The sequence below is a fragment of the Acinetobacter sp. CWB-G5 genome (assembly GCF_019209785.1).
In the GTDB taxonomy this organism is placed as follows: domain Bacteria; phylum Pseudomonadota; class Gammaproteobacteria; order Pseudomonadales; family Moraxellaceae; genus Acinetobacter; species Acinetobacter johnsonii.
Map to the genome: position 1 here is coordinate 165978 of NZ_JAHUTF010000003.1, position 24758 is coordinate 190735.

A 24758-nucleotide genomic window follows, 5' to 3' on the forward strand; every position below is an offset into this window, starting at 1 on the left:
ACTTACTTGTTATGAAAAAGCTATCTTGTTCGGGCCGTGTTCATCCATTTTTTTTGATCATTATTATAATGTTGGTCTCAATTCCAATGGGTTTTTATGGCATGTATCTCTATATTGCCCCATCTTTGCCGCAAATGACAACTCTAAAAAAGGCGCCATTACTAAAACCTTTACAAGTTTATAGTGCGGATAACCAACTCATTTCGGAATACGGTGGCAAGCTATCTGTACCCGTAGATTACGATCAGATCCCACGAAGTTTTATTCATGCCTTCTTAGCGGCGGAAGATTCTTCTTTTTTTGAGCATAGTGGCATCAGTTTTAAAGGTTTAGGACGTGCAGTCAGTGAAAGTATTACTGGGTCAAACGTCCAAACGGGTGGCTCGACCATCACCATGCAAGTGGCAAAAAACTATTATCTCAGTCCCGAGCGTACCTTAAAACGTAAGTTGACTGAGGTTTTTCTGGCACGAAAAATTGAACAAAATTTGACGAAAGAGGAAATCTTAACCCTCTATGTCAACAAGATTTTCTTAGGTAAAAATGCCTACGGTATCGCAGCGGCAGCTAAAATTTACTATAACAAAAGCTTAGACGAACTCAGCATTGCGCAAATGGCGATGATTGCAGGTCTGCCTAAAGCGCCGTCTAAATACAATCCAGTGGTCAACCCCGAACGTGCTTTAGAACGTCGTAACTGGATTTTGGGTCGTATGCTGCAGCTAGGCTACATCAACCAAAGCCAATATGAAAAAGGCATTGCAGAACCAATTAACCTCGATATGCCTGACCGCGGGGTAAGCAACCGATTTCCCTATATCGGTGAAATGGTCCGTAGCGAACTGATTGAAAAGTTCGGCGAGCATGCGATTGACTCTGGTTATAAGGTCTACACCACCATCAACAGCGAACGCCAAGCCTATGCCGAACAAGCGGTACAAGATGGTTTAGAAGCCTATGACCGTCGTCATGGTTGGCGTGGTGCGGAAGCCCATGACAAACCCTTAAGTAGCTTTATTGCTTTTGCCAATACCTTCCCTGCCGAAGTTACCCGTGTGAATCAAAATAGCTTTGATGCCTTAATGCAAGATGGCTCGACAGTAACCGTGCCATGGTCTGGCATGTCTTGGACACGTCCTTATCGCAATGCAAATGCGGTAGGCGGTGCACCATCAAGAGCATCTCAGATTGTTAAAGTAAAAGACATTGTACGTCTGCGCCCCAATGACAACAAAACCTCATGGGCTTTGGTGCAACTGCCTAAAGTTCAGGGCCAGCTGATTGCACTGAACCCAAACAATGGCGCTGTAGAAGCACTGGTCGGTGGTTATAACTTTTATCAATCTAAATTTAATAGAACCACACAAGGCTGGCGCCAACCAGGTTCGATTATTAAACCCTTTGTCTATGCACTCGCTTTAGAGCGCGGTATGACACCGTATAGCATGGTCAATGACAGTCCGATCACGATAGGGAAATGGTCACCACGTAATGCCGATGGTCGCTATTTAGGTATGATTCCCCTGCGTCGTGCACTCTATTTATCGCGTAACACCGTGTCAGTTCGACTCCTGCAAACCGTGGGCATTGAACGTACACGCCAATTGTTCATGGACTTCGGCTTAACCGATGAACAGATTCCGCGCAACTACACCATTGCACTCGGAACACCTCAGGTTTTACCGATTCAAATGGCCACAGGTTACTCAGCCTTTGCCAATGGCGGTTATCGTATTCAACCACACTTCATCAATCGGATTGAAGATGCCTATGGCAAGGTCATTTATCAGAACAACCCTGAATATGCATGTATCAGTTGTATCTCTCAACAAGAATCAAATCCTCAGTCTGCTGACACCATCACGCCTGATGATGAAGTCATTGAAGTCACCAACCAAGAGCTGAACCCTGCTGAAAAATCGACAAATCCTGTTGAGATCAACAGTGACTATCGTCAAGCGCAACGTATTTTAAAATCCAGTTCTGCTTATGATATGGCGAATATTTTAAAAGACGTGATTCAACATGGTACAGGCCGTGCTGCGCTACGTATTGGACGAGATGACTTGGGCGGAAAAACAGGAACCACCAATGATGCAAAAGATGCTTGGTTTGCAGGCTTTAATGGCAAATTGGTGACCGTAGCGTGGGTCGGTTTCGACCAACCAACGACTTTAGGACGCCGCGAATACGGCGGTGTGGCTGCGCTCCCGATATGGACAGACTTCATGGCCAAAGCCTTACAAGGCACGCCTTCGGCTTGGGTTCAACTCGATGCCAAAGCCAAAGCGCCAATTCAACGCCATCAGAAAGAAACACCTCAGAGTAACTTAGGCCCAACCCCACCTTTGGCGCAGCCGTTGTATCGCCCTGCACCGGTGGTGGTTCCACGTGCTCCTGAGCGTGACTTTGATGATTTGCCGAGTGAAGAGGAAACGCTGGTTCCAAAGAACAGCGCCCCACCCACCATGCATGCACCCAAAGAACAACCAAAACCTAAAACAGATGCGCTCGATCATTTGATTGATCAAGTCCAATAATAAAAGCCCGCATCTGCGGGCTTTTTTATACTTATGCTTTTTTCTGAAACAGTAAAATTTGATACTGGGCGTGTAGTTCAAAAGCTGTTTGAGCCTCTAAAGCTTCACGGCGCTCTTGTTTCGCCTTATAGGCATAAGGCGTCATCGCAATCAGGTTTTTTAAGTCCTGCTGATTAAGCTTAAATTCAGCATCGACAACATCATCACTCACCAAATCAAACGCATCATTCAACTGCTCTACAAATTTGCTCGGTTCATGCGGCTTCACCTCTTCGAACAAAGCCTCACGCATTGCATATAAATGCTGAGGCGCCGGCGTCACCACCAACAAATATCCTTGCGGTTTGAGCACCCTTAAAATCTCTTGTTTTGGAATCGGGCTAAACAAACTACTACATAGATCAATCGATTGATCCAACACGGGTAAAGTTGCCCCTGTACCCACCACCCACGTGATATTTTTATTGATTTTCGCAGCCACTTGCACTGCATTTTTTGCAATATCAACACCGACACATTGCAGCACTTCAGCCTGCATCGTATCGGTGTAATAGCCTTCACCACAGCCAATATCGAGTAAATTTTCAATACGTAACTCACGCACCTTATTGATCACTGCTTGCTGTAGCGGCGCGTAATGACCTGCACTTAAGAATGCACGGCGGGCTTGTACCGACTCAGGCGTATCCCCCGGATTTTTGCTGTGCTTATGTTGAACGACATGCAAATTGACGTAGCCTTGTTTCGCCACATCATAACTATGTGAATTCGCACAGCGCCATGTTCTTTCGTTTAAAGTTAAAGCCTCACGACACACAGGACACATGAGCAGATTCATTATTTTCTCCAAGACATTACCTCAAGCATAAAAAAAGCCGGCAAATGCCGACTCTTTTCATACTTTTGCTTAGCGCAATTTTAAGGTCATTAGCCCTAAAACTACCAGCATAATTGTGATAATCCAGAAACGAATCACCACTTGGGTTTCACGCCAGCCTTTTTTCTCATAATGGTGGTGTAATGGCGCCATCAGGAATACCCGTTTATTGCGCATTCTGAGCGAACCAATTTGCAAGAAGACTGAAATCGCTTCAACCAAGAACACACCAGCCATAATAGCAAAGACAATTTCCTGACGAACCATGACCGCAATTGTACCGAGCATTGCACCCAATGATAATGCACCCACATCACCCATGAAAACCTGAGCAGGGTGTGCATTAAACCAAAGGAAGGCCAAACCTGCGCCAATCATGGCTGCACAAATCACCACCAATTCAGAGGCAAAGCGCACATAAGGAATATGTAAATAATTGGCAAACCGGACATCACCAGCCAGATATGCAAATACACCTAGACCTGCAGCAACCAGCACCACAGGCATAATCGCTAAACCATCCAAACCATCAGTGAGGTTCACGGCATTTGATGCACCATTAATCACCAAATAGGTGAAAATGATAAAACCAATACCCAACGGAATCACCGACAAAGGAATACTTAAATCTTTAAAAAATGGAATTAGCAGATCTAGCATATTTGCGGTATGTACAGGATTAGTCTGTTGCTGCGCAATTACATATAGTGCAATACCAGCACCCAGTGACGCAAGCGACGTCCAAAAGAACTTTTTACGGGCAGGTAAGCCTGCATTGTCTTTATAGCGAATCTTGATCCAGTCATCGGCCCAACCCACTGCACCAAAAATCACCATCACTGCCAAGACAATCCATACATAAGGGTTGGATAAATCTGCCCACAACAGTGTGGAGATACCAATTGAGAGTAAGATCAACACCCCGCCCATGGTTGGTGTACCCATTTTTTTGGCATGATTTTCAGGAGCATATGAACTCACGGCTTGACCATATTTGAGTGCTTGCAACTTGCGAATCATCACAGGACCGAGCACTAGACCAATGGTCAGTGCGGTTAAAACACTGAGCAAAGAACGCAATGTTAAATAACGAACCACCTGAAACGAACTATGGTAGCCCGCCAGTTGTTCAAATAACCATAACAACATTTAGAGTTTCTCCATCAAATCAGCCATCAACGTTTCCATATGGGTATAACGAGAACCTTTAAACAGGAAACTCATAGACTGGGGTTGATGTGTTTCAATTAAACTGAGTAAGAACGGCAAAGCCTGCTCTTGATTCAAAAAAGCCTGCATTTTTTTGCCATATTGGGTGCTGCGTGCACCTTCTTGTGCCGCAGGTGCAAATTCACCGACAGCCACTACGAAGTTTAGCCCTTTCACTGAGACTAAATCACGCCCCAGCATATAGTGCTGCTGTGCAGCAGAGCTACCTAGCTCACCGATATCACCCATCACCATCACCCGAACCCCCTCTTGCTGTGCAAGCACTTCAGCAGCGGCACGCATAGAAGTTGGGTTGGCATTATAGGTATCATCAATCAACAAATGACGGCCTTGTTGAATAAAGTTCAAACGCCCTTTTGCACCGACCGCTTGCTCAAGGCCAAGCACGATATCATCCAAGCTAATACCAATCGCTAAAGCAAAAGCTGCCGCAGCGGTTGCATTTTGAACATTATGCTCCCCAGCAAATGGTAAATTCACCTGACTCACGCCTTGCGGGGTATTCAACTTAAACGTTGCCGATTGTGCCTGTAACTCAATCTCAGTGGCAAAGATTTCACCACCCGCACCAAAGCTGAGCACCTGTTCAGTTTGCACTGCTTGGCGAATGCTATCGGCAAAATCATCGGCTGCAGGAACAATAGATGTTCCATTTGGGGCAATATGCGCATAAATCTCAGACTTGGCACGGCAGATACCATCGCGTCCACCAAACTCACCCAAGTGTGCTGTACCAATATTGATAATGCCTGCAACCAAGGGCTGGACCAAATTCGAGGTATAATCAATTTCACCTTGATGGCTTGCACCCAATTCCATCACTGCATATTGATGCTCAGGACGTAATTCCAATAACATGACTGGCACACCCAAGTCATTATTCAGATTGCCACGGGTCACCAACGTTGGTGCTATACGTGACAAAATACTGCCTAACATTTCTTTGGTGGTGGTTTTACCACTACTACCCGTCAGTGCAATCACTTTTAACTGTGGATTTTGTGCACGACGATAAGCCCCCAGCTGTCCCAATGCCAAACGTGTATCAGGCACCACCAACTGACAAATCTCCGCATCTATAGGCTGGCTCACAATGGCCACTTGGCAGCCTTGTTCAGCAACTTGCGTAATAAAAGCATGCGCATCAAAACGTTCGCCTTTGAGTGCCAAGAAAGCATCTCCTGCTTCTGCATCACGCGAATCCGTCAAAATACGCTTAATTTCAGTATTTGGCGCTTGATCATTTAGCCAATAACCTTGGGTGGCTTCGAGTAACTGTGCGGCGGTCCATGACACTAAAGGCACTGTGCTGGTTGTTGAGGTATGCATACGACTTCCTTAGTGTGCAGGATAAGCAGAATCAGTAGTGTGGTGCTGTGCATCAATCGCGGATTGCACTTCGACGACATCGTCAAACCAATGTCGAACACCCTCTATTTCTTGATAGTTTTCATGACCTTTGCCTGCAATCACGACAATATCACCCGCTTGGGCCTGTTGAACGGCAAATTTAATCGCTTCACGACGATCATGGATTTCATGAAACACACGAGTTGAGAAATCAACACCCGCTTTCATATCGGCAAAAATTTGCTCAGGATTTTCTGTACGTGGGTTATCTGAAGTCAATAACACCACATCTGCTCCGTTTAATGCTGCTTGGGTCATGAGTGGGCGTTTGCCACGGTCGCGGTCTCCACCACAACCAAATACTGCCCAGAGTTGCTGTTCTACATGGCGCTTCAACGTGCTTAAGACTTGCACCAGAGCATCAGGCGTATGCGCATAATCAACCACAAATAAACGCGCATCATCACGAATCACTTGCATACGACCTGGTGCACCTTTGAGCTGTGCTGTCGTAGTAACCACATCGGCTAAATCAAAACCCGCTTGTTCAACCATAATTAAACTTGCGACCAAATTTTCAATATTAAAATGACCCAATAATGGGTTCTGTACCTGATATTCGGCCTGTGCCGTAGACAAGCTAAAGTTCGCACCCGTCAGGCTATATTGAATATTCTTCACCAGATAGTCTGCAGGCTGCAAGGTTGAATAGGTTAAAATTTTCGGTTGGGCTGGATTATTTTGTGCCGCTTGAATCATGACTCCAGCATGCTCATCATCCAGATTGATGACTGCAACTTTCAATGATGGAAATTGAAACAAGCGAGATTTAGCTTCGGCATAGGCCTCAAGCGTGCCATGGTAGTCCAAATGGTCACGACTTAAGTTACTATATGCAGCAATTTCAATTTCACTGCCCGCTAAACGACCTTGTTCCAAACCATGCGAAGAGGCTTCAATCGATGCAAATTCAGCCCCTTGCTTGGCATAGCTATGTAGTGCATTTTGTAAGTGCAGCGCATCCAAGGTGGTATGCGACGATGCTTCTAAATTGGGTAAAATGCCATTCCCTGTCGTGCCCATTACAGCACAAGACTGACCTTGCAACATCAACAGTTCAGCGACCAAACGAGAAATGGTGGTTTTACCATTGGTTCCCGTCACCGCTAAAATGCGAGCAGGCTGTACTTGGCTAGTGGTCAACAAAAATTGCTTTTGCCAGCCTCCCATCAAGTGGCGTACATTCGGCACCACAATACTGTTTTCAAGTGCAAGCTCAGTTTCACTCACCACCGCTAAAGCCCCTTTGTCCAAGGCTATTTGCGCAAACTGCTCTGTTTTCTCAGGTTGTGAAAGTGATGTCAGCGCAATAAAAATTTGCCCTACCTGTACTTTACGACTATCAAGAACAAAACCTTGAAATGGCTGTGCCATCCATTCAGCGTTTTGGTTAGCGGTGTAGAGTTGTTGAAATGTAATGGACATTCATCACCTATCTCTTGATTACAGGAGCATCTAAAGGTTTATCTAAAGGCACGTTCATTAAACGTAAGGATTCTTGCATAACACGGGCAAATACAGGCGCAGACACCGTACCACCATAGTAGGTCCCTTGCGGATTTTCGACCACAACCACCATCGCTAAACGCGGGTCGCTAACGGGTGCAACACCAGCAAAAAGTGCACGATATTCATTGGTTGAGTAGCCTTTACGGTCAGCACGCAACTTATGTGCGGTTCCTGTTTTACCCCCCACACGGTAACCCGGAATAGTCGCACGCGTCGCAGTACCACCTGGTAAGGTTGCTGTTTCCATCATCAACAAAACTTGATCCGCAATTTTTGGATCAATCATTTGTTCACCACGGGGAGGCGCATCTAACTTATACAAACTCAAAGGCATTTTCACACCTTTGTTAGCCAACATGGCATAAGCATCCACCATTTGCAGCACAGTCGCATTTAAACCGTAACCATATGCCATGGTCGCCACTTCCGATACATTCCATTTACTTGGCGGAAGAATTAAACCACCACTTTCACCCGGGAATTTAACCGCAGAACGCTGACCAAAACCGAGACGTTTATAAAAAGTCGGTAAAGTTGCATAAGGGAGAGACAAAGCAATTTTAGCCACACCCACGTTAGACGATTTTTGAATAATTCCACCCAAAGTCAGTGGACCATAGTTATGCGTATCTCGAATGGTGTGGTTACCGACCCGCATTGAACCCGGAGTGGTATTGACCACAGTATTCGGCATATATTTGCCGCTTTCCAAGGCCATTGAAATGGTCAAAGGCTTCATGGTTGAACCCGGCTCGAAAGAGTCAACCGCACCACGGTTACGCATGGCGTCTTTATTGGACAAACTGTTTTTATCGTTCGGGTTATACGACGGCCACGACGCCATCGCTAAAATTTCACCCGTTTTCACATCGACCGCAATCGCTGTTGCAGAACGAGCATTATTGGCTACACCCGCAGCGGTCAGTTCACGGTACATAATGTATTGAAGGCGCGAATCAATACTGAGCGTAATATTTTCGCCTGGCTCAACTTCTTTAACCACCTCGGCATCTTTAAAACGATTGCCCTTTTTATCTCGAACAATTTGCTGCTCACCATCAATACCCGACAGGCGTTGATTCAGCTGCATTTCTAAACCTTCAATGCCCGAACCTTCACTGTTGGTCAAACCAATAATTTGCGCATTCGGTTGTGGCTGCGGATAGTAACGCTTGTAGTTCTTTTCGGTATACACCCCTTGGAACTCACGTTTCGCAATCAGTTCAGCTTGCTGAGGTGGCACTTCTTTTTTCAAAACCAAGTAGCGCGAACGCGGACGTTCATTCAGTTTCCGCTTCAGTTCCGCACGATCCATGCCCACGGCATCAGCCAGTTCATCCAGATTTAAGTTTTTGTCTGGTAATTGACGCTTCAATTTACGATTGTGTGGATCTTTGGCTAATTCAGCAGTAATTTCATCAAACAGTTTTTTATTATCAAAATAATCACGTGGATCAATCACCACTTTCATAATCGGCGTACTGATCGCCAAAGGCACACCATGACGGTCATAAATCACACCACGCATGGCTTTAATTTTTTCGGTTCTTAAAATATTGGCATTGGCTTTATTTTGCAAAAACTCAGTATTAATAACCTGTACGTAAAAAGCACGTCCAACCAAAGCAATAAAGCAAGCTAAAACCACCGCCCACATGAGATAAAAGCGCCACATTTCAACCTGTAGAGCCGATTTTTCAGTCACCGCTTGCTGTTTTTTACGAGTGGGTTTACGCTTTTCTACCATGTTACAGCGGCCTTATTTTTTGTCTTCTGAAGTCGTGGGTAAAGAAATCACTACGGTTTGCGCCGCAGGTGGTGAATACATCCGCAGTTGCGTCACCGCGCGCGTTCCAATTTGTGCAGTTGCGCCAAAAGTTTGCTGTTCAATCAGCAAACGGCCCCACTCTGCATTTAAGTCATCACGCTCGCGCATAAAAGAGCTCATTTCGCGATAGTCATGGCGGTATTCAAACACTTGGAACACCACCATCATGGCACTGATAAACACCAGCACCAATAAAATGACATAGGCAATCAGCTTCTTAAACTTTAACTTTGTTGGAATTTTTTCAACGACTTCAGTTTTCATTATTCGCCTTTAAGTGCTAAGCGCTCTGCAACTCTAAGCCACGCACTACGTGAACGTGGATTGGCTTTAACCTCGGCATCACTTGCTTTCACACGTGATACTTTCTTTAAACGACGTGTATCTGGTCGTTGTTGTGGCATACCCCAACCCATATCTTCCTCAAGTGTCGACTCTTTTTGAATAAATTGTTTAATTAATCGATCTTCTAGCGAATGGAAGCTAATCACAGCCAAGCGACCATTCGGTTTTAATACGTCTACCGCTTGCGGTAGGAAAACTTCAATATCTTCTAATTCTTTATTAATGGCAATACGAATTGCTTGGAAAGTTCGTGTTGCGGCATGTTTATTTTTTTCCCATTTCGGGTGCGCTACTTTCACAATTTCAGCCAACTGCGCTGTGGTTTCAATCAACCCAGCCGCTTTAATGGCTTTGGCAATACGACGGCTATAACGCTCTTCACCATATTGGAAAATAATATTGGCTAACGCCTCTTCTTCAATATTGACCAACCACTGCGCTGCGGTTGGACCTTTTGAATTGTCCATACGCATATCCAGTGGTCCATCTTTCATAAAACTAAAGCCACGCTCCGCCTGATCAAGCTGCGGTGAAGACACCCCCAAATCGGCCATGACCCCATCGACCAAGCCAATGCCGCGTACTTCTAACTCATGCTTAAGGTCAGCAAAGCTGGCATGGATAATTTTAAAACGTGGATCTTCTTGTTCTAAAATCGCGGCTGTTTCCAGTGCTTGCGGGTCTTTATCAAAACCATAGACACGTGCATTTTCATCCAGCTTAGACAACAGCAAGCGTGCATGTCCGCCACGACCAAACGTCCCATCAATGAAAATCCCTGTATTGCGATCTGCTACCAAAGCATCAACAGTTTCGTGAAGTAATACAGAAATATGCGACATAAAGACTCAATATGATCGGAAGGAAAAATGTAACTGCACATTATTACCTTGTTTTAACAAAGCTCCAAACGACTTTTTGTAGGGAAATATTACTTTTCATAGACAAAACCGTTTTTAAACGGCATTCATTATCAAAAAAGCCTCCCAAGGGAGGCTTTTTAAGCAGCAGCTGAAATAATTAACTGGATTATTTACGGCTATTATAGATTTGGTCGAAGGTCGCCCCATTCACAAAGTGGGTCTTTTGAGCATTGGCCCAACCACCAAACACTTCATCAATGGTGAAGGTTTTTAACGGTGGAAATTGCGCTTTATATTTTTCTAAAACCGCAGTATTACGTGGACGATAGAAGTGTTTCGCCGCCATTTCCTGACCCAGTGGTGAATATAAATAGTTGATATAACCCTGTGCTAACCACTTGTTGCCATTTTTCGCCACGGTCTTATCCACGATTGCCACCGAAGGCTCAGTTAAAATCGAGATCGATGGATAAACAATATCGAATTGATTTTTACCTAAAGTTTTTTGTGTCACTAAGGCTTCATTTTCCCAAGTCAACAACACATCACCAATGCGACGTTCTGCAAAGGTGGTCATAGACGCCCGTGCCGCAGAGTCCATGACTTTCACGTTATGATACATTTTACCCACGAACTCTTTGGCTTTGGCCTCATTGCCACCTGGTTGTTTCAGTGCATAACCCCAAGCAGACAGATACACCCAACGTGGTAGACCGCCTGTTTTAGGATTAGGCGTAATAATTTGTACACCCGGTTTGGTTAAATCAGACCAGTCCTTAATTTTTTTCGGGTTGCCTTTGCGTACCATGAACACAATGGTCGACGTATAAGGTGCAGAGTTATTTGGGAACTCTTTTTGCCAACCCGGCTGGATTTGACCCGATTTGACAATTTCTTCAATGTCATTGGCTAGGGCCAAGGTCACCACATCCCCTTTTAGACCATCAACGACCGAACGGGCTTGTTTACCTGAACCCCCGTGTGACTGTTTAAAATCGACCGTTTGTCCTGTACGACTTTGCCAATAAGCACCAAAGGATTTATTGAACTCATCGTAAAATTCACGTGTTGCATCATAGGAGACATTGAGCATAGTACGATCAGCCGCTTGAGCTGATGTCATACTGAATGTCAGACCTGTTGCCACTACGGCAGCAGCCCAGAGAGATTTCAAATGCATTTTCATGGCGTATTAAATTAAATATCAAGAATTATGCTAAATATATGAAACAAAATCATAAATCGCAATTCACTTTTGTTTTTTAAATACTCGTTACTTTAGAATCACTGAGACTTAATGAATTGTTTTTATTTAAAATAATAGCAAACACTTTACTTATTCTTATTATATACATTTTTATGCTTAAAATATAATAAAAGTGGATATGCGTATATCCACTTTTATGTTCGAACGTGATCTCATTAAACCACAGCACGTTTATTTTTCAGCATAAATTTGATCAAAAATCGCACCATTTACAAAGTGAGTTTTCTGCGCTTTGGCCCACCCTCCAAAGACATCATTAATATTAAAGGTTTTTTGCTTTGGAAATTGCGTAAGGTATTTGTTCGCCACTTGTTTATTTCGTGGACGGAAGAAATGCTTCGCCGCCAACTCCTGCCCTTTTGGCGAATACAGATAATTTAAATAGCCCTTGGCCAAATTTCGATTGCCGTTTTTGTCGACGGTTTTGTCCACAATCGCAACCGATGGCTCCGCTAAAATCGAAATAGACGGATAAACAATATCGTATTTGTCTTTACCGAGGCCTTGGGTTGCCAGTAAGGCTTCATTTTCCCAAGACAACAACACATCTCCTATGCTTCGTTCAGCAAACGTGGTCAATGAACCTCGCGCACCTGAATCAAGGACCTTGACATTTTGATAAAGTTTTTTCACCAATTCTTTGGCTTTCGCATCATTACCTCCCGGTTGTTTTAATGCATACCCCCAAGCCGATAAATAGATCCAACGCGGCGCACCGCCTGTTTTTGGATTTGGGGTAATGATCTCAACCCCCGGTTTGGTTAAATCATTCCAGTCTTTAATTTGTTTCGGATTACCCTTACGCACTAAAAAAACAATGGTTGACGTATAAGGTGCAGAATTATTTGGAAATTCTTTTTGCCAATTTTTATCAATTTGTCCAGTATTCACAATTTCATCAATATCATTGGCCAAGGCCAAGGTCACCACATCTGCTTGTAGACCCGTTGCAACGGCACGTGCTTGCTTGCCCGATCCACCATGAGACTGTTTAAAGTTGACCTCCTGCCCAGTTTTGCTTTTCCAATACTGTCCAAAGGCTTGGTTATATTCTTGATAAAACTCACGGGTCGGGTCATAAGACACATTTAAAAAATCTTTTGCCGCATAAGCACTGGCTGCCAAGCCCCCAAGTAATACTAAAATAGATGTCGCTAATATTTTTTTCATTGCTTTATACTCGAACTGAATTTGCTTACTATATAAACAACAAAAAATCAACACAATCATCTAGTTATAATTAATTATGGCTTTTATATCTGATAAAAAGATATCTCTAAAAGGACTATTTTTTGCACTTTTAAGGATAACCCCATATCCATCCTCCACAGATCAAGCTCAAAATCTCCATGCTATCTCCACAGTTATTTGGTACAAAAAGCCAAATGATTTATATTTGATGTTTAAATGTCAATTTAGCCCAAATTTGTTTATAATTTTGTAAATTGTGTGACACAGTTCTGCTTTTTTATTTGTAAAATCGGTTAAATTGAAACTAGATTACCAATGACTTTAATAAAAATCTGTTCCAATACCATGTTGAGAGGGGGAAAAGGACATGAAAGCAACATTTTTACATACCGTTACATTGAGTATCGGCTTGGCTTGTTTTAGCCAACTGGGACATAGTGCAGCCATTCAAAGCAATGACAAAGCGACGATGCCCACTGAGAAAACATCGTTGATCGAAAAAGCGCTCAGCCAACAAAAAGGCAGTGACCGAACCACGATGACGGATAATGATTTAAAAATCATGACTTCAATCAAAGTTGCACCGACACAAAATTTCTTTGCTACACAAAACCAGCGCTTTAGCCGTTTTGTGCAATCATTGTTCCTCTAAACTAAAAATAGGCAACAGCGTCATAACCCCTCTCAAGTTATGACATTTGCACATAAAAGCCTGATCACTGAATGTTGAATTAAGCATTAAGTGGTCGGGCTTTTTCGTTATAATAGACCTCAATTTACATTCTGAATCATAATTGGCTATGACTGTTCGTACTCGTATTGCACCCTCTCCAACTGGCTTCCCGCATGTGGGCACAGCGTATATTGCGTTATTTAACTTATGCTATGCCAAGCAACATGGTGGTGAATTTATTCTGCGGATTGAAGATACCGACCAACTTCGTTCGACTCCTGAATCTGAAAAAATGATTTTAGATTCATTGCGTTGGTTAGGATTGAATTGGTCTGAAGGTCCAGACATTGGCGGGCCACATGCACCGTATCGCCAGTCTGAACGCATGCATATTTATAAGCAATATGCACTGGATTTGGTTGAAAAAGGTCATGCGTTCTACTGCTTTGCAACGAGCGAAGAGTTGGATCAAATGCGTGCAGAACAACAGGCCCGTGGTGAAACACCAAAGTACGATGGCCGTGGTTTAAAATTATCTGCTGAAGAAGTCCAAAGTCGTCTTGCCGCAGGTGAGCCACACGTGATTCGTATGAAAGTACCCGAAGAAGGCATTTGTACAGTCAATGACTTACTGCGCGGGGAAGTGGAAATTCCTTGGGTGCAAGTGGACATGCAAGTGTTGCTTAAAACAGATGGTTTACCGACCTATCACCTTGCCAATGTAGTCGATGACCATTTGATGCAAATCACCCACGTTTTCCGTGGCGAAGAATGGTTACCTTCTGCACCTAAACATCAGTTGCTGTATCAATACTTTGGTTGGGAAATGCCTGTACTGGGTCATATGCCATTATTACGTAACCCAGACAAATCAAAACTGTCGAAACGTAAGAACCCAACCTCTATTAACTACTACAAAAATATTGGTGTCTTGCCTGAAGCCTTGTTGAACTACTTAGGCCGCATGGGCTGGTCGATGCCAGATGAACGCGAAAAATTCACATTGGCCGAGATGATTGAACACTTTGACATTCAACGGGTATCCCTCGGTGGTCCAATTTTTGATGTGGAAAAATTGAATTGGCTCAATGGTCAATGGATCAAAGGCTTAAGCCCTGCTGAACTGTTAGATACTTTATTGGCATGGAAAGCAGATCGTAAGATGCTCGAAGACATCGCCGCAGCGATTCAACCTCGTATCAACTTACTTTCAGAAGCGGTGAATTGGTCTGCACATTACTTTAACCAGTTCCCAAGCTTGACCAAAGAACAGTTTGAAAGCAAGAAACTGAGCGAAGAACAAGTTCGCCAAAGCCTTCAATTTGCAATTTGGCGTTTGGAAAGCATGTTCACATGGAACAATGACACTGTAAGTCAAACCTTGATGGACTTAGCCAGCCAAATGGAAATTAAGCTCCGTGACTTTATGCCAGCGTTCTTTATTGCGATTGCCGGTTCGACCGCTTCGACCCCTGTGATGCAAACTATGGTCACCATTGGCCCTGACTTAACCTTCGCACGCTTACGCCATGCCCTTGAAATTGTGGGTGGTCCAAGCAAAAAAGAAGCAAAAGTTTGGGAAAAACTCAATGAAAGTCTAAAATTGCCGAAAAATGACGCAGTTGATGAAGCTTAATTGATTTTTTAGTTGACGCATGAGCGTTATATCCCTAATATAGCGCTCACACAGAGAGACGGTGTTAACCACTCAACGTGATGCCTCAATAAGTCCCTATCGTCTAGAGGCCTAGGACATCGCCCTTTCACGGCGGTAACCGGGGTTCGAATCCCCGTAGGGACGCCATATTTAAGATGACAACATCTAGTAAAAAACCCAAGCATTATGACTTGGGTTTTTTATTGCCTCAAAATTATCAGCACTTCATTACCACGCTTTTTTGGCTTTCTGCTCCAATCCGATTAGAATACAGCATAGATTCGAATTTTGGAGTTGTAATGCAATATCGTTGTCCTCAATGTCAAAGCCCAAAAATTATGCCTGTTGCTCAAGCAGGGGCTCCAGCAACACGCCCTGTTGTGCCTAAAAGCCTAGTTTTTTTGGTTCCAGCCATTTTTGTATTATTACTTTTGGTGCTCATTAGCATCGCAATGTGGCTGTTCGGGGATGGCGCTGGCTCAACATTACAAATTGCAACGGTTGTGGTTTTCATCGTGTGTGTAATTGCAGGCTTCCTATTTTACCGCGACCTTCCTGATTTTAAGATTTCAATGCAAGGCTTCATGCAGTCTCAGAAAAAATGGAAATGCCGTGAATGTGACCATGAGTGGGAAATCTAAGCCTTGACTTAGAACCCGCATCCAAAAAGGGAGTCTATGCACTCCCTTTTTATCTACTCAAATAATAAATAATAATTATTATCACCTGTTAGTTTTTCTCGATATAATCAAAAACCTCATCTTACGAAATATTTTTAGGCCTAGTCTCTATGAAAAACGCTCTACTCTGCACACTTTTATTCTGTTCAGTGGCTCAAGCACATGAACCCTATGTCGCTCCACTGGCGTATCACACTGAAAATACCCAAGTCCCTGTATTGAGCGCCTATGCAGAACAAGCCTTTCATCCTGAATATGCCCTAAAAGATATTTCATTCAGCGTTTTCCAACCAAACCAAACACAGACGACGATTCAAGCACAGAAGCACTTAGAATCTGCAACTGCATTTGATCTTAAGCTACCAGAAAAAGGCACCTATACCATTTTTGCCAAGACCTCATATCCAATTGAATATGTACAACATAATCGTCAATGGAAAATCTTTGTTGATGTCGCAGCAGATAAAGTCCCTACTCTAAGCGAGCGTGACTATGTCATACCAAGTGACTTTAAAGGAAAAGTACCAAGCAAGGTCTCTACGGTTCGCGAATGGAGCATTCAAAGCTATGTGAGCAAAGACAGCACCACACCTGTCGCTGTAACGCCAGCCCCAATTCAAGTCAAATTCAAAACCCATCCAAACCAAATCACGGTGCAACAGCCTGTACAACTGCAAATTACTCAAGCAGGCAAAGCCCTTGCACACGCAGAACTCATGGTTCGCGCTCAAGGTGAGCTTGAGCAACAAGCGAAAAGCACACCTGTCGATGCACAAGGCAATGCCACACTCACGTTTGCACAAGCTGGGCAATACCTGATTGAAGTGAGCGAAAAAGTCGATGCCAAAGCAAAACCTAAAAATCAGTATTACACCATTATCAGCTTACAAGTGAATGCCCCTAAAATGCCTTAAGCGGCAATTGCTAAGCATAAAAAAACCAGCCCGAAGGCTGGTTTTCTTATGCGGGAAAATTAACCGCCAATTTTCTTGTATTTGGTACGTTTTTGAACCGCAGCATCACCTAAACGCGCTAAACGATAAGCTTCATACTCAGCATAGTTACCTTCGTAGAATTCAGGCTGTTCGTTCTCAAACGACAAGATGTGCGTTGCAATACGGTCAAGGAACCAACGGTCGTGCGACACCACCATTACCGTACCTGGGAATACAAGAATTGCATCCTCAAGTGCACGTAAGGTTTCGATATCCAAGTCGTTCGATGGCTCATCCAGTAAGATGACGTTTGCGCCCATTTGCAGAATTTTCGCCAGTTGTAAACGGTTACGCTCACCACCTGACAGCTCCCCTACACGCTTCTGCTGGTCTTGACCTTTAAAGTTAAAGCGACCGATATAAGCACGTGATGCAATTTCATAATCGCCAATTCTTAAGATATCCAAACCGCCAGAAACTTCTTCCCAAACGGTTTTATTGTTATCTAAGGTGTCACGAATCTGACCCACATACGCTACTTTAACCGACTCACCCAAAGTCACCGTACCTGTATCTGGCTGTTGTTCACCAGTCATCATACGGAACAGTGTGGTTTTACCCGCACCGTTTGGACCCACGATACCCACAATTGCTGTAGGCGGTACGGTAAAGCTTAGGTTTTCGTACAGTACGCGACCATCAAATGATTTGCTGATGCCTTCCACTTCTACGACTTTATTCCCTAGACGTGGGCCAGGTGGAATATAGATTTCAGAAGTTTCGTTACGCTGTTGGAATTCGCGTGAGTTAAGCTCTTCAAAACGCTCCATACGCGCTTTGTTTTTCTTTTGCTGACCTTTGGCATTTGAACGAACCCATTCAAGTTCTTTCTTCAATGCTTTAGCAAAAGATTCTTCTTGCTTGTTCTCTTGTTCTAGACGCGCATTCTTTTGCTCTAACCAAGAAGAATAGTTGCCTTGATATGGAATACCCATACCGCGGTCAAGCTCAAGAATCCATTCCGCTACGTTATCCAAGAAATAACGATCGTGCGTAATCGCCACAATCGTGCCAGCAAAGTCTTTCAAGAAACGCTCTAACCAAGACACAGATTCTGCATCCAAGTGGTTCGTCGGTTCGTCTAGAAGCAACATGTCTGGCTTAGATAAAAGCAAACGACACAATGCAACACGACGACGCTCACCACCGGAAAGTAGTGTGACATCTGCATCCCAAGCTGGTAGGTTCAAGGCAGCTGCAGCTTGATCCATTTGGTTGCTCAGGTTATGCGCATCCCATGAATGGATAATCGCTTCAAGTTTTTCTTGCTCTTTTGCCAATGCATCAAAGTCTGCATCTTCTGCTGCATATTCAGCAAATACTTCATCCAAACGCGCCAAAGCATCCAATGGTTCACGTAAACCATCTTCTACGTTTCCACGCACATCTTTATTTGGATCAAGTGGCGGCTCTTGCTCTAAATAACCGATTTTGATACCCGGTTGCGCACGAGCTTCACCAGAGAAATCTTTGTCTACGCCCGCCATAATACGAAGCAAGGTCGATTTACCTGCACCGTTTAAACCAAGTACACCAATTTTTGCACCCGGGAAAAATGACAAAGAGATGTCTTTTAAGATTTCGCGCTTAGGCGGAACCATCTTAGACACTCGGTTCATCGTATAAATATATTGGGCCACGTAGGACTCCTCAATAGAAAAACCAAAAAATCGCAAGAAGCGAAAAAATATTTGCGGGCATTATACGATGAATACGTTGAAAAAATAAGGCATGAAACCGATCTTCAATGCAATGTTACAACTTTCAGTGCGGTTGTTTTTTAAACACCCTCTTTATCTCACTTTTCCGCAGACAAGTAGCTGATCGCAGCTCATCTTTATGAATTTTTTAGATAAATATTCATTATTTTCACACTTTCACTCATATTCATTGATGGTAGACTGTGCAATATTTAACTCACGCAGATGAAGTCCCATGACCTATAAAGATGAAACTTTGGCTATCCATGCTGGTTATAGCCCCGAAGCCACCACCAAAGCAGTGGCCGTACCGATTTATCAAACCACGTCTTATGCCTTTGATAATACGCAACATGGTGCGGATCTATTTGACCTAAAAGTTCAAGGCAATATTTATACCCGAATTATGAACCCGACCACTGCGGTGCTAGAACAACGTTTGGCTGCACTCGAAGGCGGTATTGGCGCGTTGGCCTTAGCCTCTGGCATGGCAGCCATTACTTATGCGATTCAGACGATTACCGAAGCAGGTGATAACATTGCTTCCGTCTCGACCTTGTACGGTGGCACTTATAACCTATTTGCCCACACTCTACCGAAGCAAGGCATTGAAGTCCGTTTCTTTGATTATCAAGATCCAGAAGCCCTACGTGGTTTAATTGATGAAAAAACCAAATTGGTCTTTGTTGAATCGATTGGCAACCCACTCGGCAATATCATTGACCTAGAAGCGATTGCCAAAATCGCACATGAGTATGGCGTGCCTGTGGTGGTCGATAATACCGTCGCAACCCCTGCGCTGCTGAAACCCTTTGAATATGGGGCAGACATTGTGGTGCATTCATTAACCAAATATATTGGCGGGCATGGTAACTCGATTGGTGGAGCGATTGTCGATAGTGGTAAATTTCCTTGGGGCCAATATCCTGAGCGCTTTAAAGTGCTAAATACGCCAGACCCAAGCTATCACGGCGTGAACTATGTCGAAGCTTTAGGCGAAGCAGCTTATATTGCACGTGCCCGCGTGGTGCCATTACGCAATACCGGAGCTGCGATTAGCCCTTTAAGCGTGTTCTTGATTCTACAAGGCTTAGAAACGCTAAATCTGCGTATGGAACGTCATACTGAAAATGCGCAGAAAGTCGCAGAATATTTACAAGCCCATCCCAAAGTGAAATGGGTCAACTATGCTGGCCTGAAAGTTCACCCTCAGCATGGCTTAGCGCAAAAATATGTCAAAGGAAAACCTTCGGCAATTTTATCCTTTGGGGTACAAGATGGCCGTGAAGGTGGCACCCGCTTTATTGATGCTCTGCAACTCTTCACTCGCTTGGTCAATATTGGCGATGCCAAAAGTCTGGCCTGCCACCCCGCCACCACCACACATCGCCAACTGAATGAAGCGGAATTAAAGTCTGCTGGAGTAAGTCTTGACATGGTGCGTTTATCTGTAGGCATTGAACATATTGATGATTTGATTGCAGATTTAGAGCAGGCCTTGGCTCAAGTCTAAAATACAGACCACTAAACTTAAAACCTCAATCACATGATTGAGGTTTTTTATACGCTTGTCTTTTATATTTATAGCCCTTTCACTTCGCTTGAATTCATGGTAAAAACAAGTCATTAGAACCAATAAAATAGAGTTTTTGCTCTAAAATTATTTATTATTTCAATAACTTATGCCGTGATATTTTTAAGCAGTTTAGGTATTATACCGTGAAGGAAAGCCGCTACATTTCTCCGAAAATGCAGCCTAAATAATCGAATACAAAAACAGCCATAACCCTCAAATATTTGACTTAGATCAGGAATGATAACGTGAATTCAAGAATAGATAGACTTTTTAAAGAACGTGTAAATGGAAAAACCGTCTTAATTACAGGCGCTTCAAGTGGTATTGGTTTAACCGTTGCACACAAACTGGCTGACGCAGGAGCACACGTCCTTTTAGTTTCGCGCACCAAAGAAACATTAGAAGAAGTTAAAGCAGAAATCGAAGCCAAAGGGGGTTCAGCTTCTGTTTTTCCATGTGACCTAAATGATTTAGACTCGATTGATGAAGTTTCTAAGCAGATTTTAGCTTCAGTCGATCATATTGATATTTTAATTAATAACGCAGGCCGTTCAATCCGCCGCGCGGTGCACGAGTCAGCGGAACGCTTCCACGACTTTGAACGCACCATGCAGCTCAATTACTTTGGTGCGGTACGTTTAGTCATGAACATCCTGCCACAAATGATGATTCGTCGTGATGGGCATATTATTAACATTAGCTCGATTGGCGTATTGGCAAATGCCACTCGTTTCTCGGCTTATGTGGCGTCTAAAGCGGCATTAGATGCATTCAGTCGCTGTCTTTCTGCCGAAGTGCATTCACATAAAATTGCGATTACCTCGGTGTATATGCCTTTGGTACGCACCCCGATGATTGCACCGACAAAAATTTATAAATACGTCCCGACTCTTTCGCCTGAACAAGCAGCAGATCTGGTTGCTTATGCGATTGTGAAGCGTCCGAAGAAAGTGGCAACTAACTTAGGTCGTTTGGCATCGATCACTTATTCAATTGCACCAGACATCAACAATAAGCTGATGTCGATTGGTTATAACTTATTCCCAAGTTCTACCGCGTCTGTGGGTGAACCACAAAAACTTAACTGGGTACAAAAAGCGTATGCACGCTTATTCCCAGGTGAACATTGGTAAGTTTTCTTACAATTTACCCAACCTTTGATTAAAGGTTGGGTAGCTAAATTTTTCGCAACTCTTTTATAGTTCTTAATATTCGCTTAAGAAAAAAAGTCCACCATAAGAGCAACAATAAAAGGGGAAAAGAAATGCAGGCACTTTATTTATTCAAGCTTTTTTGCTTCATCTTTGCTGCAATCACTGCTTTTAATCTGTATACAGAACTCACCCTCTCTCATATTTCAATCTGGCAAGTGCTGATTCATGGTGGTTTGCTGATGATCTTACTCGAATTTGGCTTTAAGAGCCAACGCGCATCTCAACAGCCTACCCCACTGACGAGTGAAATATACTCGCTAGAAACAAAAAATAAGCCAACCTCACAATCAGCAAGCATGTATTGCAATATTTTTTCAAAAATAGGTTTAGTCTCCATTTTTTCCAGCCTAATTGCACAAAGCCTAATCAGTTAAGACTCATACTTTTTTTGTGGACAAAAGATAAAGACGACGTGACCCTTCTACTTTTTGTGTTATAAACAGCCGTCTTTTTTTATTTTGTGAATTTATGCGCGCTTTTACTTTCGTACTGCAATATGTGTGTATCGCTTTTGCGATTTATCTCTGCTACCGAGTAGGCAGTAGCCTGTATTTACAAGATTATGTGATGATGGATATCGTGGCCAATGTCGGGACGATTCTAATCTGTATCGATCTTGCTGTTTTCCTGTGGCATAGCCGCAGCACCCAAGCCATAAGCCTCAAAGATTATGCGACGAGACTAGAACAACCCGCTCCAACTTTTGTCAAAGTTTGCCGAAAGCTTGGGCACTTTGGCATTATGCTGATTATCACCAGTTGGATCGTGCCCATCATCAACGGATAAAAGTAACCATAAAAAAACCTCCCACTTGGGAGGTTTTTTTTATTCAAATCTTAAAGATTATTTCGAACCTTTAATCCCTGCTTGAAGTAACAATGCACCTAAACCACCAATTTTATTTTCTTGAGGTTTAGCCGTTTGCGGCTTCTTGTTTGTTTGAGCACGCTCGCCTTGCAAACGTGCTTGTTGTGGACGTTTACCTTGTGGTTTACGTTCACTACGCTCTGTATTTTCACGACGTGGTTGACGCGGAGCTTTAGGCGCTTCAGCACCTTCAGGGCGCATCGACAAATTCACACGATTACGCTCAGCATCTACAGTGAGTACACGTACTTGCACAATTTGCCCCGGCTTTACCACTTTATGCGGATCTGCAACGAATTCATTGGCCAATTCTGAAATATGGACTAAACCATCTTGGTGTACACCCACATCCACAAAAGCACCGAAGTTCGTCACATTGGTCACGACGCCTTCAAGCTGCATGCCTTCAGTCAGTTGCGCAACTTCCGTAATGTCTTCACGGAATTTTGCTGTACGGAACTCTGGACGCGGATCACGACCTGGTTTTTCCAGTTCAGACAGTACATCTTGAATAGTTGGTAAACCAAATTTCTCATCTGCAAATTCTTCAGCATTCACTTGGCGAATGATTTCAGAGTTACCAATGATATCTTTCACCGTCGTCGCTTTCGCTTCAACAATTTTACCCACCAGCGCATAAGACTCTGGGTGAACAGCAGAAGCATCCAGTGGCTCTGAACCATCTTGAATACGTAAGAAACCTGCCGCTTGTTCAAAAGTACGCTCGCCTAAACGTGGCACTTTTTTCAAATCTTGGCGGTTGTCAAAACGGCCATTTTCTTTACGAAAATCGACAATTTGCTGCGCAATCGACTTATTCAAACCTGCGATATAACCCAAGATAGCAGATGATGCAGTATTAACATCCACACCCACTGAGTTCACACAGTCTTCAACGACTGCTTCAAGGGTTTTCGCTAAACCAGTTTGGTTCACATCATGTTGGTACTGACCTACACCAATCGATTTTGGATCGATTTTCACCAGTTCAGCCAATGGGTCTTGTAAACGACGTGCAATCGACACTGCACCACGAATCGACACATCTAACTCTGGTAACTCCGCAGAAGCCAATTCAGATGCTGAATAAACCGATGCACCCGCTTCTGATACAGAAACACGTGTCAGTTTTAAATCACTGTTTGCAGCCATCATTTCAGCCACAACGCTTTCTGTTTCACGGCTTGCTGTACCATTGCCAATGGCAATCAGGTCAACATTAAACTCGCGGCATAAACGGGCAAGTTCTGCAATTGAACCCGCTTTATCATCTTTGGGTGCAAATGGATAAATCGTGCTATGTGTAAGTACATCACCCGATGCATTCACCACAGCCAATTTCACCCCTGTACGGATACCAGGGTCCACACCTAGGGTTGTACGTGCGCCCGCGGGTGCAGACAACAGCAAATGACGTAAGTTTTCAGCAAAAACATCCATGGCTTCAGATTCAGCTGCAAGACGTTTTTCGGTGAGCAACGAATGTTCGATACTTGGACGAACCTTGCCTAACCAGAACAATTTAGCCGTTTGTTTTAAATAGTCTTGACGTGCTTGCGGCTGTGCAGTTTCAAGGCTGTATTCTGTTTCAATACGCGCCAATGGTGCATCATCTTCGCCATCAACTTTTAAACCTAAAACATTTTCTTGACGACCACGTAACATAGCCAATAAGCGGTGTGACGGGACTTTATTTAAATTTTCAGAAAAGTCGAAGTAATCGCGGAATTTTTTGCCAACTTCTTTTTTCTCATCACTTGCCACTAAACTTTTTAAAGTGGCCGTTTTTGCAAACGTGGCCTTAAGTTCAGTGGTCAGTGCAATGTTCTGCGCCCAGTCATCAATTAGAATATGTTGGATCGCATCCAACTGACTTTCTAGATCTTGATAATCTTCATGGCTAAAGTCTGCCAATGCTTCAGCTGGATCAACCGCTTCTGCAAAGATTTTTTCTGCAATCGGGCCTAAGCCTGCTTCTTTGGCTTTAAATGATTTACTGGTCCGTTTTGGACGGTATGGTGCGTAAATTTCTTCTAAGGCATTTTTAGTTTCAGCAGCATTTACACGTGCCAATAAATCATCAGACAATTTGTCTTGTTCTTTTAATGATTCGATTACCTTGTCGCGACGTTCAAATAAGTCACGTAAATAAGCCAAACGTGTATCGAGCTGACGTAACTGCGCATCATCTAAGCCTTGCGTGACTTCTTTACGGTAACGCGCAATAAATGGAACGCTAGCACCCTCATCAATCAACTTGATGGCAGCCTCGATTTGATTTGGACGTACGGCAATTTCTTTTGCCAACTGCTGAACTAAGTCAGTCATCGTATGTG

19 protein-coding genes and 1 tRNA gene are annotated in these 24758 nt (G+C 43.6%); 9 read left to right on the top strand and 11 right to left on the bottom strand.

The window, feature by feature from the left end; all coding sequences use genetic code 11:
* The first annotated feature begins 11 nt into the window (after positions 1-11).
* Entirely contained in the window at positions 12-2540 is a 2529-nt protein-coding gene (ponA, locus tag KVY11_RS07655; protein ID WP_218288586.1) for a penicillin-binding protein PBP1a, read from the top strand.
* Between the two features lie 31 nt (positions 2541-2571).
* On the opposite strand, the gene KVY11_RS07660 is transcribed toward ponA, so the two are convergent.
* The 9 genes from KVY11_RS07660 to KVY11_RS07700 form a co-directional block, all read right to left on the bottom strand.
* Positions 2572-3378, bottom strand: a complete 807-nt coding sequence (locus KVY11_RS07660) for a putative RNA methyltransferase (RefSeq protein WP_218288587.1) — start codon at positions 3376-3378, stop codon at positions 2572-2574.
* 69 nt (positions 3379-3447) lie between these two features.
* Complete coding sequence (gene mraY / locus KVY11_RS07665) at positions 3448-4566, bottom strand: phospho-N-acetylmuramoyl-pentapeptide-transferase (protein WP_058951625.1); 1119 nt, start codon at positions 4564-4566, stop codon at positions 3448-3450.
* Complete coding sequence (murF, locus tag KVY11_RS07670) at positions 4567-5976, bottom strand: UDP-N-acetylmuramoyl-tripeptide--D-alanyl-D-alanine ligase (RefSeq protein WP_168158672.1); 1410 nt, start codon at positions 5974-5976, stop codon at positions 4567-4569.
* Positions 5977-5985: 9 nt separating this feature from the next.
* Positions 5986-7482, bottom strand: coding sequence for a UDP-N-acetylmuramoyl-L-alanyl-D-glutamate--2,6-diaminopimelate ligase (locus KVY11_RS07675; RefSeq protein ID WP_218288588.1), 1497 nt, complete (start codon positions 7480-7482; stop codon positions 5986-5988).
* A 7-nt stretch (positions 7483-7489) separates the two neighbouring features.
* Positions 7490-9313: a penicillin-binding protein PBP3 gene (gene ftsI / locus KVY11_RS07680; RefSeq protein ID WP_010327652.1), complete on the bottom strand. Its 1824-nt coding sequence runs from the start codon at positions 9311-9313 to the stop codon at positions 7490-7492.
* A 12-nt stretch (positions 9314-9325) separates the two neighbouring features.
* A complete protein-coding gene (ftsL, locus tag KVY11_RS07685) occupies positions 9326-9658 on the bottom strand; it encodes a cell division protein FtsL (protein ID WP_004691506.1) in 333 nt (110 codons plus the stop codon).
* Positions 9658-10581 carry a 16S rRNA (cytosine(1402)-N(4))-methyltransferase RsmH gene (gene rsmH, locus KVY11_RS07690; RefSeq protein WP_218288589.1) on the bottom strand — a complete coding sequence of 308 codons (924 nt, stop codon included), beginning with the start codon at positions 10579-10581 and terminating at the stop codon, positions 9658-9660. The genes ftsL and rsmH overlap by 1 nt, the downstream gene beginning before the upstream one ends.
* A gap of 187 nt (positions 10582-10768) precedes the next feature.
* A complete protein-coding gene (locus KVY11_RS07695; protein WP_218288590.1) occupies positions 10769-11788 on the bottom strand; it encodes a sulfate ABC transporter substrate-binding protein in 1020 nt (339 codons plus the stop codon).
* 252 nt (positions 11789-12040) lie between these two features.
* Entirely contained in the window at positions 12041-13039 is a 999-nt protein-coding gene (locus tag KVY11_RS07700; protein ID WP_218288591.1) for a sulfate ABC transporter substrate-binding protein, read from the bottom strand.
* Between the two features lie 388 nt (positions 13040-13427).
* On the opposite strand from KVY11_RS07700, the gene KVY11_RS07705 reads away from it, so the two are divergent.
* The 5 genes from KVY11_RS07705 (at position 13428) to KVY11_RS07725 (ending at position 16984) form a co-directional block, all read left to right on the top strand.
* Positions 13428-13712 (top strand): hypothetical protein, encoded by a 285-nt coding sequence (locus tag KVY11_RS07705; RefSeq protein ID WP_004978106.1) that lies wholly within the window; start codon positions 13428-13430, stop codon positions 13710-13712.
* Between the two features lie 148 nt (positions 13713-13860).
* Positions 13861-15369 (top strand): glutamate--tRNA ligase, encoded by a 1509-nt coding sequence (gene gltX / locus KVY11_RS07710; protein ID WP_126035030.1) that lies wholly within the window; start codon positions 13861-13863, stop codon positions 15367-15369.
* 92 nt (positions 15370-15461) lie between these two features.
* Positions 15462-15537, top strand: a tRNA-Glu gene (locus KVY11_RS07715).
* A 152-nt stretch (positions 15538-15689) separates the two neighbouring features.
* Positions 15690-16031: a membrane protein gene (locus KVY11_RS07720; RefSeq protein WP_010327661.1), complete on the top strand. Its 342-nt coding sequence runs from the start codon at positions 15690-15692 to the stop codon at positions 16029-16031.
* Between the two features lie 149 nt (positions 16032-16180).
* A complete protein-coding gene (locus KVY11_RS07725) occupies positions 16181-16984 on the top strand; it encodes a DUF4198 domain-containing protein (protein WP_218288592.1) in 804 nt (267 codons plus the stop codon).
* A 59-nt stretch (positions 16985-17043) separates the two neighbouring features.
* Here the strand turns inward: KVY11_RS07725 and ettA are convergent, their stop codons facing one another.
* The gene (gene ettA, locus KVY11_RS07730) at positions 17044-18705 is read right to left on the bottom strand and encodes an energy-dependent translational throttle protein EttA (RefSeq protein ID WP_004691537.1); all 1662 of its coding nucleotides are present in this window, start codon (positions 18703-18705) and stop codon (positions 17044-17046) included.
* Positions 18706-19000: 295 nt separating this feature from the next.
* Here ettA and KVY11_RS07735 point away from each other — a divergent pair, with 295 nt between their 5' ends.
* The 3 genes from KVY11_RS07735 (at position 19001) to KVY11_RS07745 (ending at position 22341) form a co-directional block, all read left to right on the top strand.
* Positions 19001-20278 carry an O-acetylhomoserine aminocarboxypropyltransferase/cysteine synthase family protein gene (locus tag KVY11_RS07735; protein WP_218288593.1) on the top strand — a complete coding sequence of 426 codons (1278 nt, stop codon included), beginning with the start codon at positions 19001-19003 and terminating at the stop codon, positions 20276-20278.
* A 308-nt stretch (positions 20279-20586) separates the two neighbouring features.
* The gene (locus KVY11_RS07740; RefSeq protein WP_159152664.1) at positions 20587-21474 is read left to right on the top strand and encodes an SDR family NAD(P)-dependent oxidoreductase; all 888 of its coding nucleotides are present in this window, start codon (positions 20587-20589) and stop codon (positions 21472-21474) included.
* A 549-nt stretch (positions 21475-22023) separates the two neighbouring features.
* On the top strand, positions 22024-22341 hold the full coding sequence (locus tag KVY11_RS07745; RefSeq protein ID WP_004691542.1) for a hypothetical protein: 318 nt from the start codon (positions 22024-22026) through the stop codon (positions 22339-22341).
* A 57-nt stretch (positions 22342-22398) separates the two neighbouring features.
* Here KVY11_RS07745 and KVY11_RS07750 read toward each other — a convergent pair whose 3' ends face one another.
* Complete coding sequence (locus KVY11_RS07750; RefSeq protein ID WP_218288594.1) at positions 22399-24750, bottom strand: Tex family protein; 2352 nt, start codon at positions 24748-24750, stop codon at positions 22399-22401.
* Between the last annotated feature and the right edge of the window lie 8 nt (positions 24751-24758).

Excerpts from the sequence above, each read along its gene's own strand:
- ponA (WP_218288586.1), top strand. The coding sequence starts at position 12 with ATGAAAAAGCTATCTTGTTCGGGCCGTGTTCATCCATTTTTTTTGATC.
- KVY11_RS07660 (WP_218288587.1), bottom strand. The coding sequence starts at position 3,378 with ATGAATCTGCTCATGTGTCCTGTGTGTCGTGAGGCTTTAACTTTAAAC.
- mraY (WP_058951625.1), bottom strand. The coding sequence starts at position 4,566 with ATGTTGTTATGGTTATTTGAACAACTGGCGGGCTACCATAGTTCGTTT.
- murF (WP_168158672.1), bottom strand. The coding sequence starts at position 5,976 with ATGCATACCTCAACAACCAGCACAGTGCCTTTAGTGTCATGGACCGCC.
- KVY11_RS07675 (WP_218288588.1), bottom strand. The coding sequence starts at position 7,482 with ATGTCCATTACATTTCAACAACTCTACACCGCTAACCAAAACGCTGAA.
- ftsI (WP_010327652.1), bottom strand. The coding sequence starts at position 9,313 with ATGGTAGAAAAGCGTAAACCCACTCGTAAAAAACAGCAAGCGGTGACT.
- ftsL (WP_004691506.1), bottom strand. The coding sequence starts at position 9,658 with ATGAAAACTGAAGTCGTTGAAAAAATTCCAACAAAGTTAAAGTTTAAG.
- rsmH (WP_218288589.1), bottom strand. The coding sequence starts at position 10,581 with ATGTCGCATATTTCTGTATTACTTCACGAAACTGTTGATGCTTTGGTA.
- KVY11_RS07695 (WP_218288590.1), bottom strand. The coding sequence starts at position 11,788 with ATGAAAATGCATTTGAAATCTCTCTGGGCTGCTGCCGTAGTGGCAACA.
- KVY11_RS07700 (WP_218288591.1), bottom strand. The coding sequence starts at position 13,039 with ATGAAAAAAATATTAGCGACATCTATTTTAGTATTACTTGGGGGCTTG.
- KVY11_RS07705 (WP_004978106.1), top strand. The coding sequence starts at position 13,428 with ATGAAAGCAACATTTTTACATACCGTTACATTGAGTATCGGCTTGGCT.
- gltX (WP_126035030.1), top strand. The coding sequence starts at position 13,861 with ATGACTGTTCGTACTCGTATTGCACCCTCTCCAACTGGCTTCCCGCAT.
- KVY11_RS07720 (WP_010327661.1), top strand. The coding sequence starts at position 15,690 with ATGCAATATCGTTGTCCTCAATGTCAAAGCCCAAAAATTATGCCTGTT.
- KVY11_RS07725 (WP_218288592.1), top strand. The coding sequence starts at position 16,181 with ATGAAAAACGCTCTACTCTGCACACTTTTATTCTGTTCAGTGGCTCAA.
- KVY11_RS07735 (WP_218288593.1), top strand. The coding sequence starts at position 19,001 with ATGACCTATAAAGATGAAACTTTGGCTATCCATGCTGGTTATAGCCCC.
- KVY11_RS07745 (WP_004691542.1), top strand. The coding sequence starts at position 22,024 with ATGCGCGCTTTTACTTTCGTACTGCAATATGTGTGTATCGCTTTTGCG.
- KVY11_RS07750 (WP_218288594.1), bottom strand. The coding sequence starts at position 24,750 with ATGACTGACTTAGTTCAGCAGTTGGCAAAAGAAATTGCCGTACGTCCA.